General features: G+C 74.2%; 16 protein-coding genes. 5 read left to right on the top strand and 11 right to left on the bottom strand.

Going from position 1 to position 18167, the window contains the following annotated elements; all coding sequences use genetic code 11:
- Positions 1-55: 55 nt before the first annotated feature.
- A complete protein-coding gene (locus ACFVS9_RS24350) occupies positions 56-238 on the top strand; it encodes a hypothetical protein (RefSeq protein WP_389935383.1) in 183 nt (60 codons plus the stop codon).
- Positions 239-252: 14 nt separating this feature from the next.
- Here the strand turns inward: ACFVS9_RS24350 and ACFVS9_RS24345 are convergent, their stop codons facing one another.
- From ACFVS9_RS24345 to zapE, 4 genes are all read right to left on the bottom strand, one after another.
- On the bottom strand, positions 253-1122 hold the full coding sequence (locus tag ACFVS9_RS24345) for a polysaccharide deacetylase family protein (protein ID WP_389935440.1): 870 nt from the start codon (positions 1120-1122) through the stop codon (positions 253-255).
- A 117-nt stretch (positions 1123-1239) separates the two neighbouring features.
- A complete protein-coding gene (locus tag ACFVS9_RS24340; RefSeq protein ID WP_389935380.1) occupies positions 1240-2616 on the bottom strand; it encodes an alkaline phosphatase PhoX in 1377 nt (458 codons plus the stop codon).
- Between the two features lie 133 nt (positions 2617-2749).
- Positions 2750-3175, bottom strand: coding sequence for an OsmC family protein (locus ACFVS9_RS24335; RefSeq protein WP_015579261.1), 426 nt, complete (start codon positions 3173-3175; stop codon positions 2750-2752).
- An 80-nt stretch (positions 3176-3255) separates the two neighbouring features.
- Positions 3256-4350: a cell division protein ZapE gene (gene zapE, locus ACFVS9_RS24330; protein WP_383113922.1), complete on the bottom strand. Its 1095-nt coding sequence runs from the start codon at positions 4348-4350 to the stop codon at positions 3256-3258.
- 59 nt (positions 4351-4409) lie between these two features.
- Between zapE and ACFVS9_RS24325 the strand changes: the two genes are divergently transcribed.
- The 4 genes from ACFVS9_RS24325 (at position 4410) to msrB (ending at position 7647) form a co-directional block, all read left to right on the top strand.
- Positions 4410-5180: a pyrimidine reductase family protein gene (locus tag ACFVS9_RS24325; protein ID WP_383113923.1), complete on the top strand. Its 771-nt coding sequence runs from the start codon at positions 4410-4412 to the stop codon at positions 5178-5180.
- A gap of 158 nt (positions 5181-5338) precedes the next feature.
- Positions 5339-5791 carry an indole-3-glycerol phosphate synthase gene (locus ACFVS9_RS24320; protein ID WP_383113924.1) on the top strand — a complete coding sequence of 151 codons (453 nt, stop codon included), beginning with the start codon at positions 5339-5341 and terminating at the stop codon, positions 5789-5791.
- 43 nt (positions 5792-5834) lie between these two features.
- Complete coding sequence (gene murC / locus ACFVS9_RS24315; RefSeq protein WP_383113925.1) at positions 5835-7229, top strand: UDP-N-acetylmuramate--L-alanine ligase; 1395 nt, start codon at positions 5835-5837, stop codon at positions 7227-7229.
- 10 nt (positions 7230-7239) lie between these two features.
- Positions 7240-7647: a peptide-methionine (R)-S-oxide reductase MsrB gene (msrB, locus tag ACFVS9_RS24310; protein WP_383113926.1), complete on the top strand. Its 408-nt coding sequence runs from the start codon at positions 7240-7242 to the stop codon at positions 7645-7647.
- Between the two features lie 82 nt (positions 7648-7729).
- Here the strand turns inward: msrB and ACFVS9_RS24305 are convergent, their stop codons facing one another.
- The 7 genes from ACFVS9_RS24305 to ACFVS9_RS24275 form a co-directional block, all read right to left on the bottom strand.
- On the bottom strand, positions 7730-9895 hold the full coding sequence (locus tag ACFVS9_RS24305) for an MMPL family transporter (protein WP_389935373.1): 2166 nt from the start codon (positions 9893-9895) through the stop codon (positions 7730-7732).
- Positions 9896-9935: 40 nt separating this feature from the next.
- A complete protein-coding gene (locus tag ACFVS9_RS24300) occupies positions 9936-10484 on the bottom strand; it encodes a TetR/AcrR family transcriptional regulator (protein WP_383113928.1) in 549 nt (182 codons plus the stop codon).
- Positions 10485-10691: 207 nt separating this feature from the next.
- On the bottom strand, positions 10692-12065 hold the full coding sequence (locus tag ACFVS9_RS24295) for an amidohydrolase (RefSeq protein WP_389935370.1): 1374 nt from the start codon (positions 12063-12065) through the stop codon (positions 10692-10694).
- 284 nt (positions 12066-12349) lie between these two features.
- The gene (locus ACFVS9_RS24290; RefSeq protein ID WP_383113930.1) at positions 12350-13648 is read right to left on the bottom strand and encodes an amidohydrolase family protein; all 1299 of its coding nucleotides are present in this window, start codon (positions 13646-13648) and stop codon (positions 12350-12352) included.
- 161 nt (positions 13649-13809) lie between these two features.
- Positions 13810-14532 carry a GntR family transcriptional regulator gene (locus ACFVS9_RS24285; RefSeq protein WP_389935366.1) on the bottom strand — a complete coding sequence of 241 codons (723 nt, stop codon included), beginning with the start codon at positions 14530-14532 and terminating at the stop codon, positions 13810-13812.
- Complete coding sequence (locus ACFVS9_RS24280) at positions 14529-15044, bottom strand: hypothetical protein (protein WP_389935363.1); 516 nt, start codon at positions 15042-15044, stop codon at positions 14529-14531. The genes ACFVS9_RS24285 and ACFVS9_RS24280 overlap by 4 nt, the downstream gene beginning before the upstream one ends.
- Positions 15045-15139: 95 nt before the next feature.
- Positions 15140-17554: a GTPase-associated protein 1-related protein gene (locus tag ACFVS9_RS24275; RefSeq protein ID WP_389935360.1), complete on the bottom strand. Its 2415-nt coding sequence runs from the start codon at positions 17552-17554 to the stop codon at positions 15140-15142.
- Between the last annotated feature and the right edge of the window lie 613 nt (positions 17555-18167).

The following is an 18167-nucleotide window of genomic DNA, read 5'->3' as shown; positions in this document are numbered from 1 at the left end:
GTGCGGGCGGACCCGGGGAGGGCCGCCGCCCGGTGCGGGTGGGTACGCTCGTCGCATGGACGACGACGCGTACTGCGGGACGCCCGCGCCGGCCCCCGCACCCGTGGACGCGGGTCCGCCGTGCGCCGAGTGCGTGCTGTGCCGGAAGCCGACCGAGTACCCGGAGTCGACGAAGGGCAGCACCCTCTGCCCGGTCTGCGCCTGGCAGGAGGCGGGGCGCACCGCCTGTTCCGGCTGACGCGGGGGACCCGTTCAGCCGCGCATCAGCTCGGAGACCTTGACGAAGCGGTAGCCGCGCCCGCGCAGCTCCGGGACGATCCGGCGCAGGGCCTCGTCGGTGACGGGCGCCGCGCTGCGGGTGCAGTGCATGACGACCAGAGACCCCGGCTTCACCCCCTCCAGCACCTGCTCGGCCACCGCGTCCGCGTCCGTGGCGAAGGCGTCCCCGCTGACCACGTCCCACTGGACCGCCGTCACCCCGGTCGGGGCCAGGGCCTTCAGCGCGGTGTCGTCGTAGCAGCCGCCGGGGAAGCGGAAGTACGGCACGACCTGGCGCGCCCCCGTCTCCCGGATCGCCGTGAAGGCCCGCTCCACGTCGGCCCGCATGTCCTCCTCGGCGACGGTCGGCAGTCCGTAGCAGGGGGAGGAGAAGGCGTAGTGGCTGAAGGAGTGGTTGGCGATCTCGAACAGGGGGTCCGTGCCGATGGAGCGGGCCTGGGACGGGTACTCCTGTGCCCACCTGCCCGTCATGAAGACCGTCGAGGGGACCTTCAGCCTGCGGAGCGACGCGATCAGCCCGGGGTTGTCGAAGTGCTCGCCCCCGGCGGCCCGCTGCCCCTGATCCGCCGTCATGTCGGCGTCGAAGGTGAGGGCGACGACCTTGGCGTCCCCACCCGTCGCCTTCCGGGAGGCGGAGCTTTCGGCCCGTCCTGCGAAGACGGGGGTGAGACCGCCGGGGCCCGGGGCCAGCACGGGCGGACCGCTCGCCGGGGCCCGCGAAGGCGCCGCGGGCCCCGGCGAGGGTTCCCCGGAGATCGCCGGACCCGCGGCGGCTCCGGTGCGGAGGGTCTCGGGGTGCCCGCAACCGGCGAGCACCCCACCCAGAACAGTCAGCACGATCATCGTACGAACGGATGTGATCACCGGGGGACGCTAGCTGATCACCGATCAGATCACGTGTACGGCGCTCCGGCCGCCCGCACGGGGGCCGGCCGGATCACCCGTCCGCCCGTGCTCCGGTCAGCGCCAGGGGCCCGTCACGGCGAACGTCGTCCCCGGCGTGTAGCAGTTCACGAACATCGTGGCGCCGTCCGGTGAGAACGTGACGCCCGCGAACTCGCCCCACTCGGGGTCCTCGGCCGTCCCGATGTTCTGCCGCCCCCGCGCCATCGGGTAGACCTCGCCGCGCCGTGTCAGCCCGAGCACGTGCTGTGCGCCGCCCCCGTCCTCGCAGACCATCAGCCCGCCCCCGGCGGCCAGGCAGATGTTGTCGGGGGACTCGCCCGGCAGCTGGATGTCGGTGTCCGGCCCGAAGACGACGACCAGGGTGAGCCTGCGCCGCGCCGGGTCGTACCGCCACACCTGGCCGAAGTGGTCGGCGGCCGACCCCTCCGAGCTGTGCGCGAAGCTGGAGACGAAGTACACCGAGGAGCCGCCCCAGTAGCAGCCCTCCAGCTTCTGGGCGTGCGTGATGCCCTTCGGGCCGAAGTCCTGCAACCGGACCGGTGTGCCGGCGGCCTGCGGATCCGGTACGGGCACCCACTCGATCCGGTCGAAGCTCGCGCCCGTCTCCTGGACCACGGAGAGGTCGGGCACGCCGGGCACCCGCATCGCCTCGAGCGCGCCACCGGCCCGCAGGGAGCCCGTCCCGCCGAGCGGTTTCTCGGGGAGGAAGCGGTAGAAGAGCCCGAACGGCTCGTCGAACGCGTCCTCCGTCTCGTACACGATGCCGTTCCGCGGGTCCACCGCGATGGCCTCGTGCTGGAAGCGGCCCATCGCGGTCAGGGGGACGGCGCCGGTGCGGCGCGGATCGGCGCCGTCCACCTCGAAGACGAAGCCGTGGTCCTTCGTGTAGCCGTTGGTGCCGGCCCGGTCCTCGGTCTCCTCGCAGGTCAGCCAGGTGTTCCACGGGGTGGGGCCCCCGGCGCAGTTGACGGCCGTCCCCGCGATGGCGACGCGCTCGCCGAGCAGGTTCCCCCGGCCGTCGAGTTCGAGCGAGGTGCAGCCGCCCTTGGCCATGGGGTCGTAGGTGAGGCCCTCGACCGTGGGGACGGCGATCTTCGCGGTGACGCGGTTCTCGTGGTTGCGTACGAGGTGCACCCGGCCGGCCCGGCCCCTGAAGGCGGCCATGCCGTCGTGGTTGCTCGGGACCAGGCCCCCGCCTGAGCGGAGCGGGTCGCCCTCCCGGGAGAGCACCCGGTAGCGGAAACCTTTCGGCAGATCGAGCAGGCCGTCCGGGTCCGGTACGAGGGGGCCGTAGCCGCTGTGGCCCCGGGCTTCGGCGGTGCCGGAGAAGAGTTCGCCGAAGGTTCCGGTGAAGGCGACCGAGGCCGCGGCCGCGGCACTGCCGGCCAGGACCTTCCGTCGTGTCGCGGATCGTCGAGGTGCGGATGACATGAGGCAACTCCCTGTTGGCGGACAGGTGAAGTGACCCGCATGTGTGTAGCACGCGCTGTGGCGCGCGGGAACCACGCGGGCCACGGTGCCCCGTGTGTCCCCGGGACGGACGATGCCCCGGGGACCGGTGGGATCAGGCCAGCGACGCGGTGAGCGTGATGGTGGTGCCCGTGAGCGCCTGGCTGACCGGGCAGTTCGCCTTGGCGTCCTCGGCGGCCTTCACGAAGCCCGCCTCGTCCAGGCCCGGGACCTCGCCCTCCACCGTGAGGTGGATGCCGGTGATGCCGGTGCCGGGCTGGAAGGTGACCTCGGCCTGCGTGTTCAGCCGGGTGGGCGGGGTCCCCGCCGTGGCCAGGCCGTTGGACAGGGCCATCGAGAAGCAGCTGGAGTGCGCTGCCGCGATGAGCTCCTCGGGGCTGGTCTTCCCGTTCGCCTTCTCCGCGCGAGACGGCCAGGAGACCGGGTACTCGCCGATCCCGGAGGAGTCCAGGGTGACGACGCCCTTGCCCTCGAGCAGGTTGCCTTCCCAGACCGTGTGCGCCTGACGCGTGGTAGCCATGCTGGTTCCCTTCGAACGGTGAACGCGGTAACGGGCGTACGCCGCACCCGGAGGCACCCGTACGCCCTTCGCCCCCGAACCTACTGCGCCACCAGTCCCTTCGCGTCACGCGCCAGTGCCGTCAGCCGTGAGATGGCCCGGAAGTACTTCTTGCGGTACCCGCCGTTCAGCATCTCGTCGCTGAACAGCCGGTCGAAGGGGAGGCCGGAGGCGAGCACCGGGACCTCCCGGTCGTACAGCCGGTCGGCGAGCACCACCAGGCGCAGGGCCGTCGACTGGTCGGGCACCGGCCGCACATCGGTGAGGCAGACCGCCGTGACGCCGTCCGTGAGCGCCCCGTACCGGCTGGGGTGGACCCGGGCCAGATGGTCGAGCAGGGACGGGAAGTCGTCGAGCGAGGCACCGGCGGTCGCGTACGCGGCCCTGGTGACCTGGTCGTCCGTGTACGGGGGCGGCGCCTCGGGCAGTCCCCGGTGGCGGTAGTCCTCGCCGTCGATCCGCAGCGGCCGGAAGTGCGAGGACAGCCCCTGGATCTCGCGGAGGAAGTCCGCCGCCGCGAACCGGCCCTCCCCGAGCTTGCCCGGCAGGGTGTTCGACGTGGCGGCCAGCGCGACGCCCGCCTCCACGAGCCTGCTGAGCAGGGACGACACCAGGACGGTGTCGCCCGGGTCGTCCAGCTCGAATTCGTCGATGCAGAGCAGCCGGTGCCCGCTCAGGGTCTGCACGGTCTGCTGGAAGCCCAGCGCGCCGACCAGGTTCGTCAGCTCGACGAAGGTGCCGAAGGCCTTGAGCGACGGCGCGGCCGGGGTGGCGTGCCAGAGGGAGGCGAGCAGGTGTGTCTTGCCGACGCCGTACCCGCCGTCGAGGTAGACACCGCGCGGTCCGGCGGGCGCCGCGGCCTGCTTCTTCCCGAACCACCTGCGCCTGGCGGTCCCCGTGGCGTGCGCCCCGCCGAGCCCGTCGGCGAAGTCGGCGAGCACGTGGACCGCCTCGGTCTGGCTCGGCTGGTTCGGGTCGGGCACGTACGTATCGAAGCGCACCGAGTCGAAGCGCGGCGGCGGCACCATCTCCGCGACCAGCCGGTCAGCGGGGACGCGCGGTTCGAGGGCGCACAGGGACTGCGGGGCCGTTTCGGCTATGGGGCTCTGCCCCGGCACGGCTGTGGAGGACGACACAACTCTCCACCTTAAGGCCTCGCCCCGCAGGCCTCCGGCGTCGTGCCAGACTGCCCGGCATGCGACGCCTGCTCCCTGTGACCCGCCCGACGTCCCCGTCCGCCGCCGCCGACCGTGAGTGGACGCTCGGGGAACTGGCCGACGCCTACGCCTACCCCGGGGACGGCCGCCCCTGGCTCCGCGCCAACATGGTGTCCACCCTGGACGGGGCCGCCCACCACGACGGCCGTTCCCAGGGCATCTCGTCGCCCGCCGACATGCGGATCTTCGGCACGCTGCGCGGCCTGGCCGACGTGGTCGTCGTCGGTGCCCGGACGGTGCGCCAGGAGGGCTACCGGCCCGCGCGCGCCCGTGAGGCCTTCGCCGCCCGGCGCGAGGCGGCGGGGCAGGGGCCCGCCCCGGCCGTCGCGGTCGTCAGCGCGAGCCTCGACCTCGACTTCTCGCTCCCGCTCTTCGTCTCGCCGCTGGTGCCCACCTTCGTGGTCACCGGGGCGGCGGCGCCCCCGGACCGGGTCCGCGCGGCGGGGGAGGCGGGGGTCCAGGTGCTCGTCGCCGGGGACGGCGCCTCGGTCGACCCGGCGCGCGTGGTCGCGGAGCTGGGCCGGCGCGGCTTCAGCCGGCTCCTCACCGAGGGCGGACCGCGCCTGCTCGGCCAGTTCGTGGCAGCCGGGGTGCTGGACGAGCTCTGCCTGACCCTCTCCCCGCTCCTCGCCGCCGGGGACGCACAGCGCATCGCGGGCGGTCCGTCCATCCCCGTGCCGGAACGTTTCTCCCTCGTTTCGCTCCTGGAGGAGGCAGGATTCCTCTTCACCCGGTACGGGAAGATCTGAGAGAGAGCGGAATTACCCGTTCCGGTTAGCCCCGGGTGGGCACACTAAGTCCTGCACCCCCGTGCAATTGCGGGGAAGGATGGTTTCAGCAACTGCGGCCGTCCCTGCGGCCGACGAGATGAAGCGGAAGGGCGCCTGTCGTGTTCACAAGCGTTTTGATGATCGAGAAGCCCCTCACCCCCGAGGACGTGGAGTTCGTCACCACCCTCCACGGCGAGGAGCGGATCTCGTTCGTCGTACTGATGCAGCCCCGCAGCGACCAGGCCGACGTCCTGCTGCGCGCGATCGACGACGTGGCGATCGGCGAGCTCCGGGAAGCCGTCCGTGAGGGGGAGCGGCCGGAGGGCAAGGAGGCCAGGGAGCCCGCCGAGATGGCGCTGGAGTACTCGCTGCGGGAACTGCGCGAGGCGGGGTCGGAGGCCGTCGGCCAGGTCGTCGAGGAGCATCCCCTGGACAAGCTGAAGTCCGTGGTCGACGACTCGGGCGCCGACGAGGTCATCGTGCTGACGGCGCCGCACTACGTGGAGGAGTTCTTCCACCGCGACTGGGCGTCCCGGGCCCGTCACAAGGTCGGCGTACCGGTGCTCAAGCTCTTCGCGCACAGCGAATAGGCTGGGGCGGACCGACCCACGTCACACCTCGGGAGAGACACGTATGGCACCCGGTATTCCTGCCGCTCTGGAACGGCCGCACTTCATCGGCATCGGCGGCGCCGGAATGTCGGGCATCGCGAAGATCCTCGCCCAGCGCGGCGCGAAGGTGGCGGGCAGCGACGCCAGGGAGTCCGCCACCGCCGAGGCCCTGCGCGCGCTGGGGGCGACCGTCCACATCGGGCACGCCGCCGGCCATCTGGCCGACGACGCGACCTCGGTGGTCGTCTCCAGCGCCATCCGCGCCGACAACCCCGAGCTGGTCCGCGCCGCCGAGCTGGACATCCCCGTCGTGCACCGCTCCGACGCGCTGGCCTCCCTGATGGTGGGGCTGCGCTCCCTCGCGGTCGCCGGCACGCACGGCAAGACCACCACCACGTCGATGCTGGCGGTCGCGCTGTCCGAGCTGGCCCTCGACCCCTCGTACGCCATCGGCGGCGACCTGGAGGGCCCGGGCACCAACGCCGCGCACGGCGGCGGCGACATCTTCGTCGCGGAGGCGGACGAGAGCGACCGCAGCTTCCAGAAGTACGCCCCCGAGGTCGCGATCGTCCTCAACGTCGAGCTGGACCACCACGCGAACTACGCGTCGATGGACGAGATCTACGAGTCCTTCGAGACGTTCGCGGGCAGGATCGTCCCCGGCGGTACCCTCGTCGTCGCCGCCGACCAGCCCGGCGCCGTCGAGCTGACCCGGCGGCTCCGCGGGCGCTCCGGCCTCGGCGTCGTCACCTACGGTGAGTCCGAGGGCGCGGACGTCCGCGTGCACAAGGTCACCCCGCGCGGTCTGACCAGCGAGGTCACGGTCGTCCTCAACGGGAAGTACCTCACCTTCACGGTCTCCGTGCCCGGCCGCCACTACGCGCACAACGCGGTCGCCGCGCTCGCCGCCGGTGTCGCCCTCGGCATCCCCGCGCACAACCTGGCCTCCGCCCTCGGCAAGTACACCGGGGTCAAGCGCCGCCTCCAGCTCAAGGGGGAGGCGGCCGGCGTCCAGGTCATCGACTCGTACGCGCACCACCCCACGGAGATGACCGCCGACCTGGAGGCCATGCGCGGCGCGGCGACCGGTTCCCGGCTCCTGGTGGTCTTCCAGCCCCACCTCTTCTCCCGCACCCAGGAGCTCGGCACGGAGATGGGCCAGGCCCTCGCCCTCGCCGACGCCTCGCTGGTCCTGGACATCTACCCGGCCAGGGAGGACCCGGTCCCCGGCGTCACGAGCGCGCTGATCACCGATGCCGCGAAGGCCGCGGGCGCCGACGTGACGGCCGTCCACGACCAGGCCGACGTCCCCGCCGCCGTCGCGGGAATGGCGAAGCCCGGTGATCTCGTTCTCACCATGGGAGCGGGCGATGTCACCGACCTCGGCCCGCGGATCCTGGACCACCTGTCGAGCTGAGGGAGCCACCGTGTCGTACGACGTCGAGAAGTCCGACGAGCAATGGCGGGCGGAGCTGACGCCCGCCGAGTACGCGGTGCTGCGCAAGGCCGGCACCGAGCCCGCGTTCGTGGGTGAGTACACCGACACCAGGACGGAGGGTGTCTACTCCTGCCGTGCCTGCGGTGCGGAGCTGTTCCGCTCCGACACCAAGTTCGAGTCGCACTGTGGCTGGCCGTCCTTCTACGACCCGAAGGACAGCGACGCCGTCGAACTGCTCCAGGACAACAGCCTCGGCATGGCGCGCACCGAGGTGCGCTGCGCCCGCTGCGGCTCCCACCTGGGGCACGTCTTCGAGGGCGAGGGCTACGCGACGCCCACGGACCAGCGGTACTGCATCAACTCGATCTCGCTGACCCTGGCGCCGGACGGGAGCTGAGCCGGCCGGTCCCGGCGCCCGGCCCGGACGTACCGGTGCCCCCGGTCCCTCGCACCGCGAGGGACCGGGGGCACCGTCGTGCTCACGTCCTGACGAGGTCGTCCTCGCTCCGCCGCACCGGGATCTCGCGTTGCAGCCGCTCGCCCTCGATGTCGAGGTCGGGCAGGACCCGGTCGACCGGGCGGGGCAGCCACCAGGCGGCGCGGCCCAGGAGGTGCATGACCGCGGGCACGAGGGCCATGCGGACGACGAAGGCGTCGACGAGCACGCCGATGGCCAGGGCGAACCCGATGGACTTGATGATCGGGTCGGGCATGAACACGAACCCGCCGAAGACGGCGGTCATGATCACCGCCGCGGCCGTGACCACGCGCGCGTTGTGGCCGACACCGCTGATGACGGCCTCCCGCGCGTCGGTGCCGTGGACGAAGTCCTCGCGCATCCGGGAGACGAGGAAGACCTCGTAGTCCATCGCCAGTCCGAAGAGGATGCCGATCAGCAGGATGGGCAGGAAGCTGACCAGCGGGCCGGGCGTGTCGAGGCCGACCAGTGCCGCCAGGTGGCCTTCCTGGAAGATGGCGACGGTGATCCCGAAGGTCGCGCCGATGGTCAGCAGGAAGCCCAGCGCCGCCTTGACCGGCACCAGGAACGACCGGAAGACGAGCATCAGCAGCAGGACGGACAGCCCGACCACCAGCAGCAGGTAGACCGGCAGGGCCCCGGCGAGCTTCTCCGAGACGTCGATGCCGACGGCGGTGGCACCGGTCAGCGAGATGGCGGCCCCCTGGACGCCCGCCACCCGGTCGCGGATCTCGTGGACGGTGTCCTCGGTCGCCGCGTCGGTGGGGCCGGTCTCGGGGATCACGGCGAGGAGGGCGGTGGTGCCCTTCTCGTTCATCTGGGGGGCGGCGACGGCCAGTACCCCGTCGGTGCCCGTGATCAGGGTGGCGGCCTCCTTGGCCGCCGCACCGGTCGCCTGCGCGGTGTCGCCGGACACGACGGCGACCAGGCGGCCGTTGAAGCCCTCGCCGAAGCCCTCGGTGGTCAGGTCGTAGGCCTCGCGGTTGGGCGAGCCGACCGCCTCGGTGCTCGCGTCGGGCAGCGCCAGCCGCATGTCCTGCACCGGCAGGGCGAGGGCGCCCAGCCCGGCCACCCCGAGCACGAGCACGGGGACGCGCAGCCGTGCCACGATCCGGCCCCAGCGGAAGCCGAAGCTGCCTTCGGCGGGAGTCGCCGCCGGGGTCCGGTCGCGTGCCCGCTGCTTCCGGGGCAGGACGCGGACGCCCGCGAAGCCGAGCACGGCCGGGAGCAGGGTCAGGGACACCAGTACGGCGAGGGCGACGGTGGCCGCCGCGGCCAGGCCCATGACCGTCAGGAACGGCACCCCGGCGACGGTGAGCCCGGCCAGCGCGATGACGACGGTGGCGCCCGCGAACACGACGGCCGAACCGGCGGTCCCGGCCGCACGGCCCGCCGCCTCCTCCCCGTCCATGCCTTCCGCGAGGTAGTGGCGGTAGCGGGAGGTGATGAACAGGGCGTAGTCGATGCCGACGGCCAGCCCCAGCATGAGCGCCAGGATGGGCGCGGTGCTGGTCAGCTCCACGGTGCTGCTGAGGGCGAACAGCCCGGCCATGCCGGCGGCGACGCCGACCAGGGCGTTCAGCAGGGTCATGCCGGCCGCGACCAGGGAGCCGAAGGTGAGGACCAGCACGAGCGCGGCGACGGCCACGCCGAGGCCTTCGGTCGAGCCGATCTCCGGGACGCCGCGCATGATCTCGCCGCCGTGTTCGACGCGCAGGTCCGTGACGGACGCGCCCGCGTCCGAGAAGGCCTCACGCTGGGCGTCGGTGATGCCGTCGACACCCGACTCGAACTGCACCTGGATCAGGGCGTAACGGCCGTCCTGCGACACGGCCTTGGACACGAAGGGGTCGACGGCCGCGAGGACACCGGGAACCTCGGCGGCCTCCGCGGTCACGGGGGCGACGGCCGAGGGCGTGAGCTTGCCGCCCTCGGGCGCCGCGACGACTATGGTCCCGGTCGCACCGCTCGCCTGCGGGAATTCCCGGGTGAGCGAGTCCAGGGCCTTCTGGGACTCGGTTCCGGGAATGGAGAACTTGCTGGTGGTGGGCCCGCTGAAGGCGGCGGCCCCGCCACCGAGCAGTGCGAGCAGCAGGAGCCACAGGGCGAGGACACGTCCTCGCCTGCGGAAGGACAGCCGGCCGAGCCGGTACAGGAGGATTGCCATGCGAAAGAGACGTCTTTCTCTTTGATCTGGACGACTTCTGTCAGCCGGCCGGGCGCCCGAGGGTTCTCCGTGCTCCCCGGACCAGTTCGGCGCGCATCGTGCCGGGTTCGACATCCACGTCGGAGGCGACCGTGACAGCCACGCCGCCGATCACCATCTGCGCCGCGACGCGTGCTCCCGGTTCCCGCGAACGGCCGGCCAGCGCGTCGGCGAGCTGGTCCACCGCCTCGGGGATGACCGCCAGTACCGGATGGCCGAGCATGTCGGGCAGCCCGGCAAAGATGATCTTCACTTCCAGGTGGAAGCGCATCGCGAGGGCGACGAAGTCCGTCACGGCCGACTCGACGGCCTGATCGCCGTCCAGCGCGGCCAGTTCCCCGCTCATGGCGGAGAGGCTCTCGGCCGGCGGGGTCAGCAGTTCGGTGAGGATCGCGTCCTTGCCGGCGAAGTGGTAGAGCAGGGACGCCTTGGAGCAGTGCGCCTCGACCGCGATGTCGTGCAGCGAGGTCCCCTTGAAGCCGTGCTCGGCGAAGAGGCGCAGCGCGGAGTCGAGAATCTGACGGCGCATCGTGGAGGGCGGGCGTGGCATGGGTTCACCGTAGCTGACCGATCGGTCAGCCCTGACCGATCGGTCAGGGGCGTTCTGTGAGGCGCGCCACGTCCGGGCCTGGCTGTCCGGGTGCGCCAGGAGCGCGGACGGGCCCGCGAACGGACGACGGCCCTCCGCTGTGGCTGGAGGGCCGTCCGAGGGCGGGGTCCCGCCAGGAGGTGCCCCCGAGGTGAGGGGGCGGTGGCGTCACCCGCCCGACGGCCCTCCCCGGCCCACGAGTTCGCCGTCCCGCGCGACGACGGCGCCGCCGTGCACGACCATGTCCCGGCCGGGCATGTCGACGACGACCTGGGGCAGGCACTCGCCGCGTACGAGGACGAAGTCCGCCGGTGCGCCGGGCCGGAGGTCCGCGTGGGCGAGGCCCATGACGTCCGCGCCGCCGTGGGCCGCGACGCGGTAGCAGTCCGCCAGTTCCTCGTCGAGGCGTACGTCGGTGACCCATCCGAGCAGGTGGGCGCGGTGCAGCATGTCGGCGTCGCCGAAGGGGCTCCAGGAGTCGCGTACGCCGTCGGAACCGAGTCCGACCCGCACACCGTGCTCGCGCAGCCGCGCGATCGGCAGCACCAGGGACTCCGACGGCGCCACCGTGGTGAGCGCGATGTCCAGTCCGCCCAGTCCGGCGGCGAGGGAACCGAGTTCGGAGTCCGTCATGCCCGGCAGGCAGAAGACGTGGCTGACGGTGACCTTGCCGGTGAGGGACAGGGCGCGCGTGCGGTCGATGATGCCGCGCAGCGCCTCGATCCCCTTCGCCCCCCGGTCGTGCAGGTGGATGTCCACACCGATGCCGTGGCGGTCCGCGATGCCGAAGACCAGGTCGAGCTGATCGTCCAGGGCCTGGTCGAAGCCGATGGGGTCGATGCCGCCGATCATGTCGACGGAGCCGGTACGCGCGGCCTCCTCCAGCAGTTCCGCCGTGCCGGGGGTACGGATGACGCCGTGCTGCGGGAAGGCCACGATCTGCACGTCCAGGGCGTGGCGGAGCCGCCGGCGGGCCTCCGCCAGACCCTCCACCCCCGCCAGGCCGTAGGCGGGGGCCACATCCGCGTGGGCGCGCATCGCCCGTGTGCCGCGGGTGACGGCGTGGGCCATCAGGCCGTACGCGCGTTCCGCGACGGGCCGGCGTTCGCTGTGGAAGAGGTCCACGTCCTGGGCGACGTAGTCGGCGATCCCGCTCGCCGGACGGCGCGACACCCAGGACCCGCCCCAGGTCGTCTTGTCGGGGTGGATGTGCGCGTCCACGAGGGAGGGCAGCGCGATCCGTCCGCCGCCGTCGACGGTCTTCGCGCCGTGCGGTGCCGGGCCGTGCGAGACGAGGCCGTCGACGACCACGAGGTCCGTGGCCTCCGGAGCGCCGAGCAGCCGCACGTCGCGGAAGACGACGGTCCTGCCGTCGGACCGCGCGGCAGCGGGCGCGGCCGCCGCGGCCGGGACGGCTTCCGCCAGGGGCACCGGGGCGGCGACGGCCGAGGCGGTGGTGGAGGTGGTCCCGGCGAGTGCGGCGGCACCGGCGAGCACGGTCCGGCGGGAGAAGGTGCCCGGGGCGGGCGAGGGGGACTGCATGGGGACTCCTGCTGCGTGTCGGCGCGCGGAGGCGCGGGCGAAGGGGTGACGGGGCCGAGGGGCTCGGGCACGGACGGTGGAGCGGGCGGAGCCGGGGCCCGCCCGGCTGGAGCGCGGCGCGACCCCGGCCCCCTCGGGCGGGGCGGGGACGGTGCGGACCGGAGCGTGACGCGCCCCCCGCTCCCGGGCTCGTGCCGGTCGGCCCGGCGGGCCGGGTGGGACGGCCCTCGGCCCGGTGCGGACCGGAGCGCGGCGCGACCTCCCGGCCCCGGCCCTCCCGGCGGTCAGACGGTGATTCCCGCCCGGATCACCCGGGCCGGGGCCGTGAGCACGCTGACGTCGGCCAGCGGGTCGCCGTCCAGGAGGACCACGTCGCCCGCGAACCCGGGTGCCAGCCGGCCCACCGTGCGCTCCAGCCCGAGGAGGCGCGCCGCGCCGGTCGTGGCGGTGCGGATCGCGTCGAGTGCGGGCAGGCCGGCCGCGCGCATCAGCTCCACCTCACGTCCGATCGGGCGCACCGTGCCGCCGGACGAGTCGGTTCCGGCGGCGAGCGGGACACCGAGTTCGTGGGCGGCGAGCACCGCCCGCTCCAGGACGGGGAGGTAGGTGCGCCCGCGTTCGGCGAGAACCGGGTCCGTGGACCGGGCCAGCCCGTCGATGGCGGTGAGGGTGGGCGTGAAGTACGTACCCCGGCGCCGCATCTCGTTCAGGGTGCGCTCGCCGACGAACGCGCCGTGCTCCAGGGAGCGGATCCCCGCGGTGACCGCGTCGTGGCAGCCCCGCTCGCTGTAGCTGTGGCAGAGGACGCCCTTGCCGTGCCGCCGGGCCGCCGCGACGATCTCGGACAGCTGCTCGTGCGAGTACACCTGGGCGAGCGGGTCCTGCTCGGGCAGCCCGGCCCGCTCGTTGACCCGGGTCTTGATCACGTCCGCGCCACGGGCGATGTTCACCTCGACCACGCGGCGCAGCGCCTCGGCGGAGCGGACGCCGTCCTGGAGGCGGACCAGCGGCGTGAGGTCGGGGTCGGCGAGCACGGTCTCGCCGAGATCCGGGGTGACGAAGACGCCCGCGGCCGTCAGCCGGGGAGCGAGTCCGGGGCTGTGCCGGGCGAGTGCGCGTACGGCTATGTCCTGGTAGAAGGACGTCGACCCGCTGCGCGCGCTGGTCGCGCCCCGGCGGACGGCGTCACGGGCCTCGGCCGCCGTGCTCAGGTGGATGTGGGCGTCGACCAGACCCGGCAGGATCCAGCGGCCGTGCGCCTCCAGGACGTCGGCGTCGCCCGGCTCGGTGACGCGCCCGCGCGGGCCCGCCGCGCGGACCGTCCCGCCCCGGATGACGACGACGGCGTTCTCGGTGACCTCGCCGGTCGCCGGATCGAGGAGGGTGCCGCCCCGGACGACGAGGGTGCCGCCCCGCGCCGAGCCGCCGTGCGGATGCCCCGCGGTGGACGGCGCCGGGTCCCGGTCCGCGGCGAGGGCCTCGGGGGCCACCGCGGCCATGGTCCCGGCGAGGGCGGCCGCGCCCGCGAGGACTCCGCGGCGGGTCAGCCTGCCGGAGGGTGGGGGGAGGGCTTCGACGCACATGGGAGCTCCTTGGGGGAGTGGGTCGATGGCTACCCCAGTTTGTATACCAGCCAGGAAGCGGCAGGCAAGGACCATGTCGGCGAACAGCGGTAAAGCAAGGTTGTGCCCAGTTGTGTCCTGGTGCGGGAGGTGTGGGACGGCGGCCTGGTATACAAACCGGCTCAGGTGTCGCCGAACAGTGAACGCAGCGCGACGGCCCTGCTGTCGCGTACGTGGAGCAGTGTGCTCGCCGCGGCGGCCTCCGCGTCACCGGCCGAGATGTGCCGGTACATCTCCGCGTGCTGCGCCCGCATGTGCGCGGGCTCCTCGCGGAGTCCGAACAGCAGCTGGAGCTGCCAGCTCAGCTGTTCCATGGTGCGCGCGAGCAGAGGGTTGCCCGTCATCGACACGACGCCCTCGTGGAAGGCCGTGTGGGCGGCCACCTCGCGCGTCCCCTCGTCCGACGCGGCGGCCGACTCGGCCTGGTGGAGGGTGGCCTCCAGGGCCGCGAGTCCTCCCGCGCGCCCGGCCGCCACGGCGCGCGCCGCGAGCCGTGACGCCTGCACCGCCAGGGGCTCCCAGACCTCGTACAGGTCCTCGACATCGGCGAGTTCGAGGCGCCGGACGCGGACGCCGCTGTGCGGGAGCAGCTCCAGCAGCCCCTCCGCGACCAGGGCGCGCAGCGCCTCGCGGACGGGCACGCGGGACATGCTCAGCTCCTGGGCGACCTCCCGCTCGACGAGGCGGGCGCCCTGCGCGTAGCGCCGGTCGACGATCCGTTCGAGGACCGCTTCACGCGCCCGCGTGCTGAGCGAGGCCGGCCCCGTGGGGCCCGGGGGACGCGAGCCGCCGTCCTGGACCGCCGGACCGCTCCCGCTTCCCTCCGGCGCCTGCTCCGCCGTCATCCGTGGCCGGTCCGGTGCGGTCCCGACGCGGCATCCCGGTCGTCGTCGGCACCGGACTCCGCTGACGCCTCGGCCCGCAGCAGCGGGTGCGCCACCCCGGGGAAGACCCGCGCCCGCACGACCTCCTCGGCCGAACCGCCCCGCACCACGGTCTCCGCCACGCCCCAGGGGCGCCCGGCGAGGCGCACGGTGAGGGTGTACGAGGCGGGGCAGCCCATGCACGCGTAGCGGTCCGCCCAGACCTCCACGTCCGTGAGGCTGCCGGGGTAGCGCTTCACGTGCCGGTGCCGGGCGTGGCAGTGCCCGCACGTCTCGCCCGGCTCGCACGTACCGCCGCACGGGCACGGCACGTCCAGCGACTCCGCGGGCTGCCACCGCTGGACGAGCAGGGCGTCACGGGTGGCGCCCATGTCCTTCATCGCCTTCAGGTTCCGTGCGGCGACGTTGTACGACTCGCCGGTCGCGGCCATGCGGTCCCGGATCACGTCCTTGCGTCCGCGGTTCGTCGTCATGCCGTCTCCTCCTGGGATGTCACGCAGCCCGCCAGGAGGCACACGAGATCAGAACTTCCCACGGTACCTGCCGTGCGGTGCGCCCGACGACCCCGTCATCCCCGGCGGACCCGCCCCGCGATGCGCCTGCCGAGCCGCCCCAGCGAGCGCGACGGCCGGTTCCAGGCGCGGAACGCCTCCAGGGTGCGGCTGTTCCCCTCGCTCTCCACGGCCCGCTCCACCGCCGCGAGGTCCTCGGGGGACAGGGCGCGCACGACGGGGCGCAGCACCTCCTCCAGCAGCGCGGTCCGTGTCCCCGACCAGGCACCGCCCGCGTGCGGGTGCGCGTTCCACACGGTGAAGCAGTCCGCGACGTACGCGGGGTCGGCCCGCAGCAGCGCCAGGACCGCCTCGTCGCGGGCGGCCCCGCCGTACGCCGCGATCAGGTCCTCGTCGTCGCTGTGCACGAACGCGTACAGCTCGTCCCCGGGCCGGCCCGGGGCGAGGAGCCGCGCGGCCAGGGCGCCGAAGGCGTGTTCCACGGCCGGGAGACCGGCCGGTTCCGCCCGGCCCCGCAGCGTGCGGGCACGGTCCGTCCAGCCGGGTTCCGCCGTCCCCGAGCGCAGCTCGCGTGCGAAGTCCAGCAGCATCAGACCGGCCCGTGCCCGGGCGCCGAGCTCCTGGGGGAAGCCGCGCAGCAGCTCGTGGGCGAGCTCGGCGGCGTCCTCGTCGCCCGAGGGGGCGGCGAGCGCGGCGTCGACCAGGTGCGACCAGGTACCGGCCGTCCGGTGGGCGTCGGACGTGGTCTCGCCGAGCAGCGCCCGGGCCTCGACCGCCGTCGGGGTGTCCTCGCCCCACACCAGACCGACGGCGGTCCGCAGCACCAGCGGCTCGGCGAACGGGGACATCCCCGCCGCGCGCAGCACCGTGTGCAGGACCGCCACCCGGTCCGTGCCCCGCGCCTTCGCGCCGGGTGCCTCCGCGCACATCCGCAGGTGCGGCAGGGCCTGTGTCCCGGTGAACGGCAGGGCGACCCGGAGCAGCAGCTGTTCCGTCCCGGCCGCGTGGTCCGGGGCGAGCCGGTCCAGCTCACCCAGGAGCGCCGTACGGACGTCGAACTGTTCGTCCAGCAGGTCCAGCAGCGCCCGGCACCCGCCCGCCTCGGGGTCGGCCAGCAGCGCCCCGGCCAGCCGGCCCACGACTCCGGGGAGCAGGTCCGCGCTGTCGAGGCCCAGCAGCCGGGCGATCCGCAGCAGCTGCACGGTCCGCGCGACGGCCCGGGGCGCCCGGGCGGCGAGCTCGGCCAGCACCTCGTCGCCCAGCTCCCCGACCAGCGCGGCGAGCGCGCGTTCCCCGGCGGGTTCCTCGAACGCCGAACGCGCGGGCGGCTCCAGGTCCAGGTCGCCGCCCCGCACCGCCTCCGTCACCAGCAGGGCCGCCAGCGGCGCGGTGACGGCGGCGGGGCAGCGGCCGTCGAGCGCCGTCAGCAGCCGGAGCGCCGCCGCGCACTCCGCGGCCGTACGGTCGTCGGCGGGCGCGGTCAGCGCGTCGGTGAGCTGCCGGGTGCGCTTCTCGTCCAGGGCGTAGGGCCGTTCGGCCGCCCAGTCGGCCGCCGCGGCCCGTTCGCCGGACCCGAGCGCGATCCCGGCGCCGAGCGCGGTGACGGCGAGCGGGCCGGCCGCGAACGGTTCGCCCGGCAGGTCCGCCGCCTCCTGGAAGAGCTCGGGGGACCGGCTGCGCCAGATGCGGGCGGCCGTGCCCGCCCAGGCGTCGTCCGCCGGGCCGGAGGGGCGCGGACCGGCGGCGGCGTGCACCCGGAACCGTGGGTCGCGGGTGTCGGGCGCGTCCTCGGGGAGGACGCCGATGACCTGGTGCGAGGCGCGTCCGGGATGGCGTGTGTACGTGGTGAAGGTCAGCCGCTCGGCGTGCTCCCGGGGCAGTACGGCGACGGCCAGCGCGACCCAGCGGGCCACGTCCGCGCTCTGCCGCTCCACGAGGACGACCGGAGGCGCGGACGGGTCCTCGCTGACGCGGCGCAGATCGCTGAGCACGGCGGCGAGCCACGGGCTGCGGGACACCGCGAAGTCGCCCAGGCCCTCCCGGGTGATCCCGCGCGAGGGGCCGTGCGCGGTGGACATCGAGGTCAGGGGATCGGAGGGCATGCGGTCCGGCGACGCGGAGAGCCATCCCGCCGCCCCCCACGCGGCGACCGGGAGCACCCGGCCGGGTATCGGCGTCCCGGGCAGCAGGTGTATCGCGTGGGCGTGGAAGCCGCCCGCGCCCGTGGCCACCGTACGGCTGAGCAGATGGCTGCCGTCGGACAGCGCGGTGAATCCGAACGCCACGGGAAGCGCGCGGAGCCGGGCGTCCGTCAGCCGTTCCGGGGTGTCCTGCGGGGCGTCGTACGCCAGGATCGGTGCGGCCTCCGCGCGCACCGGACCGGGTATCGCCGGGTCCACCGCGGTGAACCGTCCGGCGGGCACCCCGTCCCCGGACGTCACGGCGGTGTAGTGCAACTGCGGGAGGCTCATGCGTAGGCCCTCATCGTCCCTGCCATGTGCGTCCCCGTCACACGCACCGGCCGCCGCTCGCCGCCCTGTCGGTGCGGCCCGGCCCGGCGGAGCGACGACCCCGGCGGGGAGCTTTCCGTAGTCGTGCGGGCGACGCTATCAAGCCCTGACGCCCTGTCGGGCCGCACAGATGCTCCCGGCCGGCCCGGCGGCCGAAGTGACGTTCTCCGCACGAGCGGTGGAGTGCGAGGACAGGGGCGCCCGCCGGGCCGGTGGCGGGCCTCCTCCAGGGGTGGCGGAGACCCGCCACCCGCCGCCGGGTACGCAACCCGGCCGGGGCGGGCCGAACACACCCGGAACCGGTGGGAGTTCACGCCCGCCCCCGGTACGGGCGGCGGAAGCCGGGGGAACGGCGGCGCGGGCGGTGGCGCGGGCGGTGGGGTCCGGGGGCGGCGGCGCGATCGGCGGGTTCGGGCGGTGACCCCCGGGGGCCGCGGGGACGCCGCGGCCGCACCGACGGGGTCCGGCCGGGGGGGGGGGGGGGGGGAGCCCGCCGCCGCCCCCGCCCGCCGCGGGGGGGGGGGGTGGGATACCCACAGACGCCCCGGGGAGGGGGGGCGGCGCCACGCCAAAA

This window comes from Streptomyces sp. NPDC058008, assembly GCF_042886395.1.
Taxonomy (GTDB): Bacteria; Actinomycetota; Actinomycetes; order Streptomycetales; family Streptomycetaceae; genus Streptomyces.
This window is presented reverse-complemented; position numbering and strand designations above follow the sequence as displayed.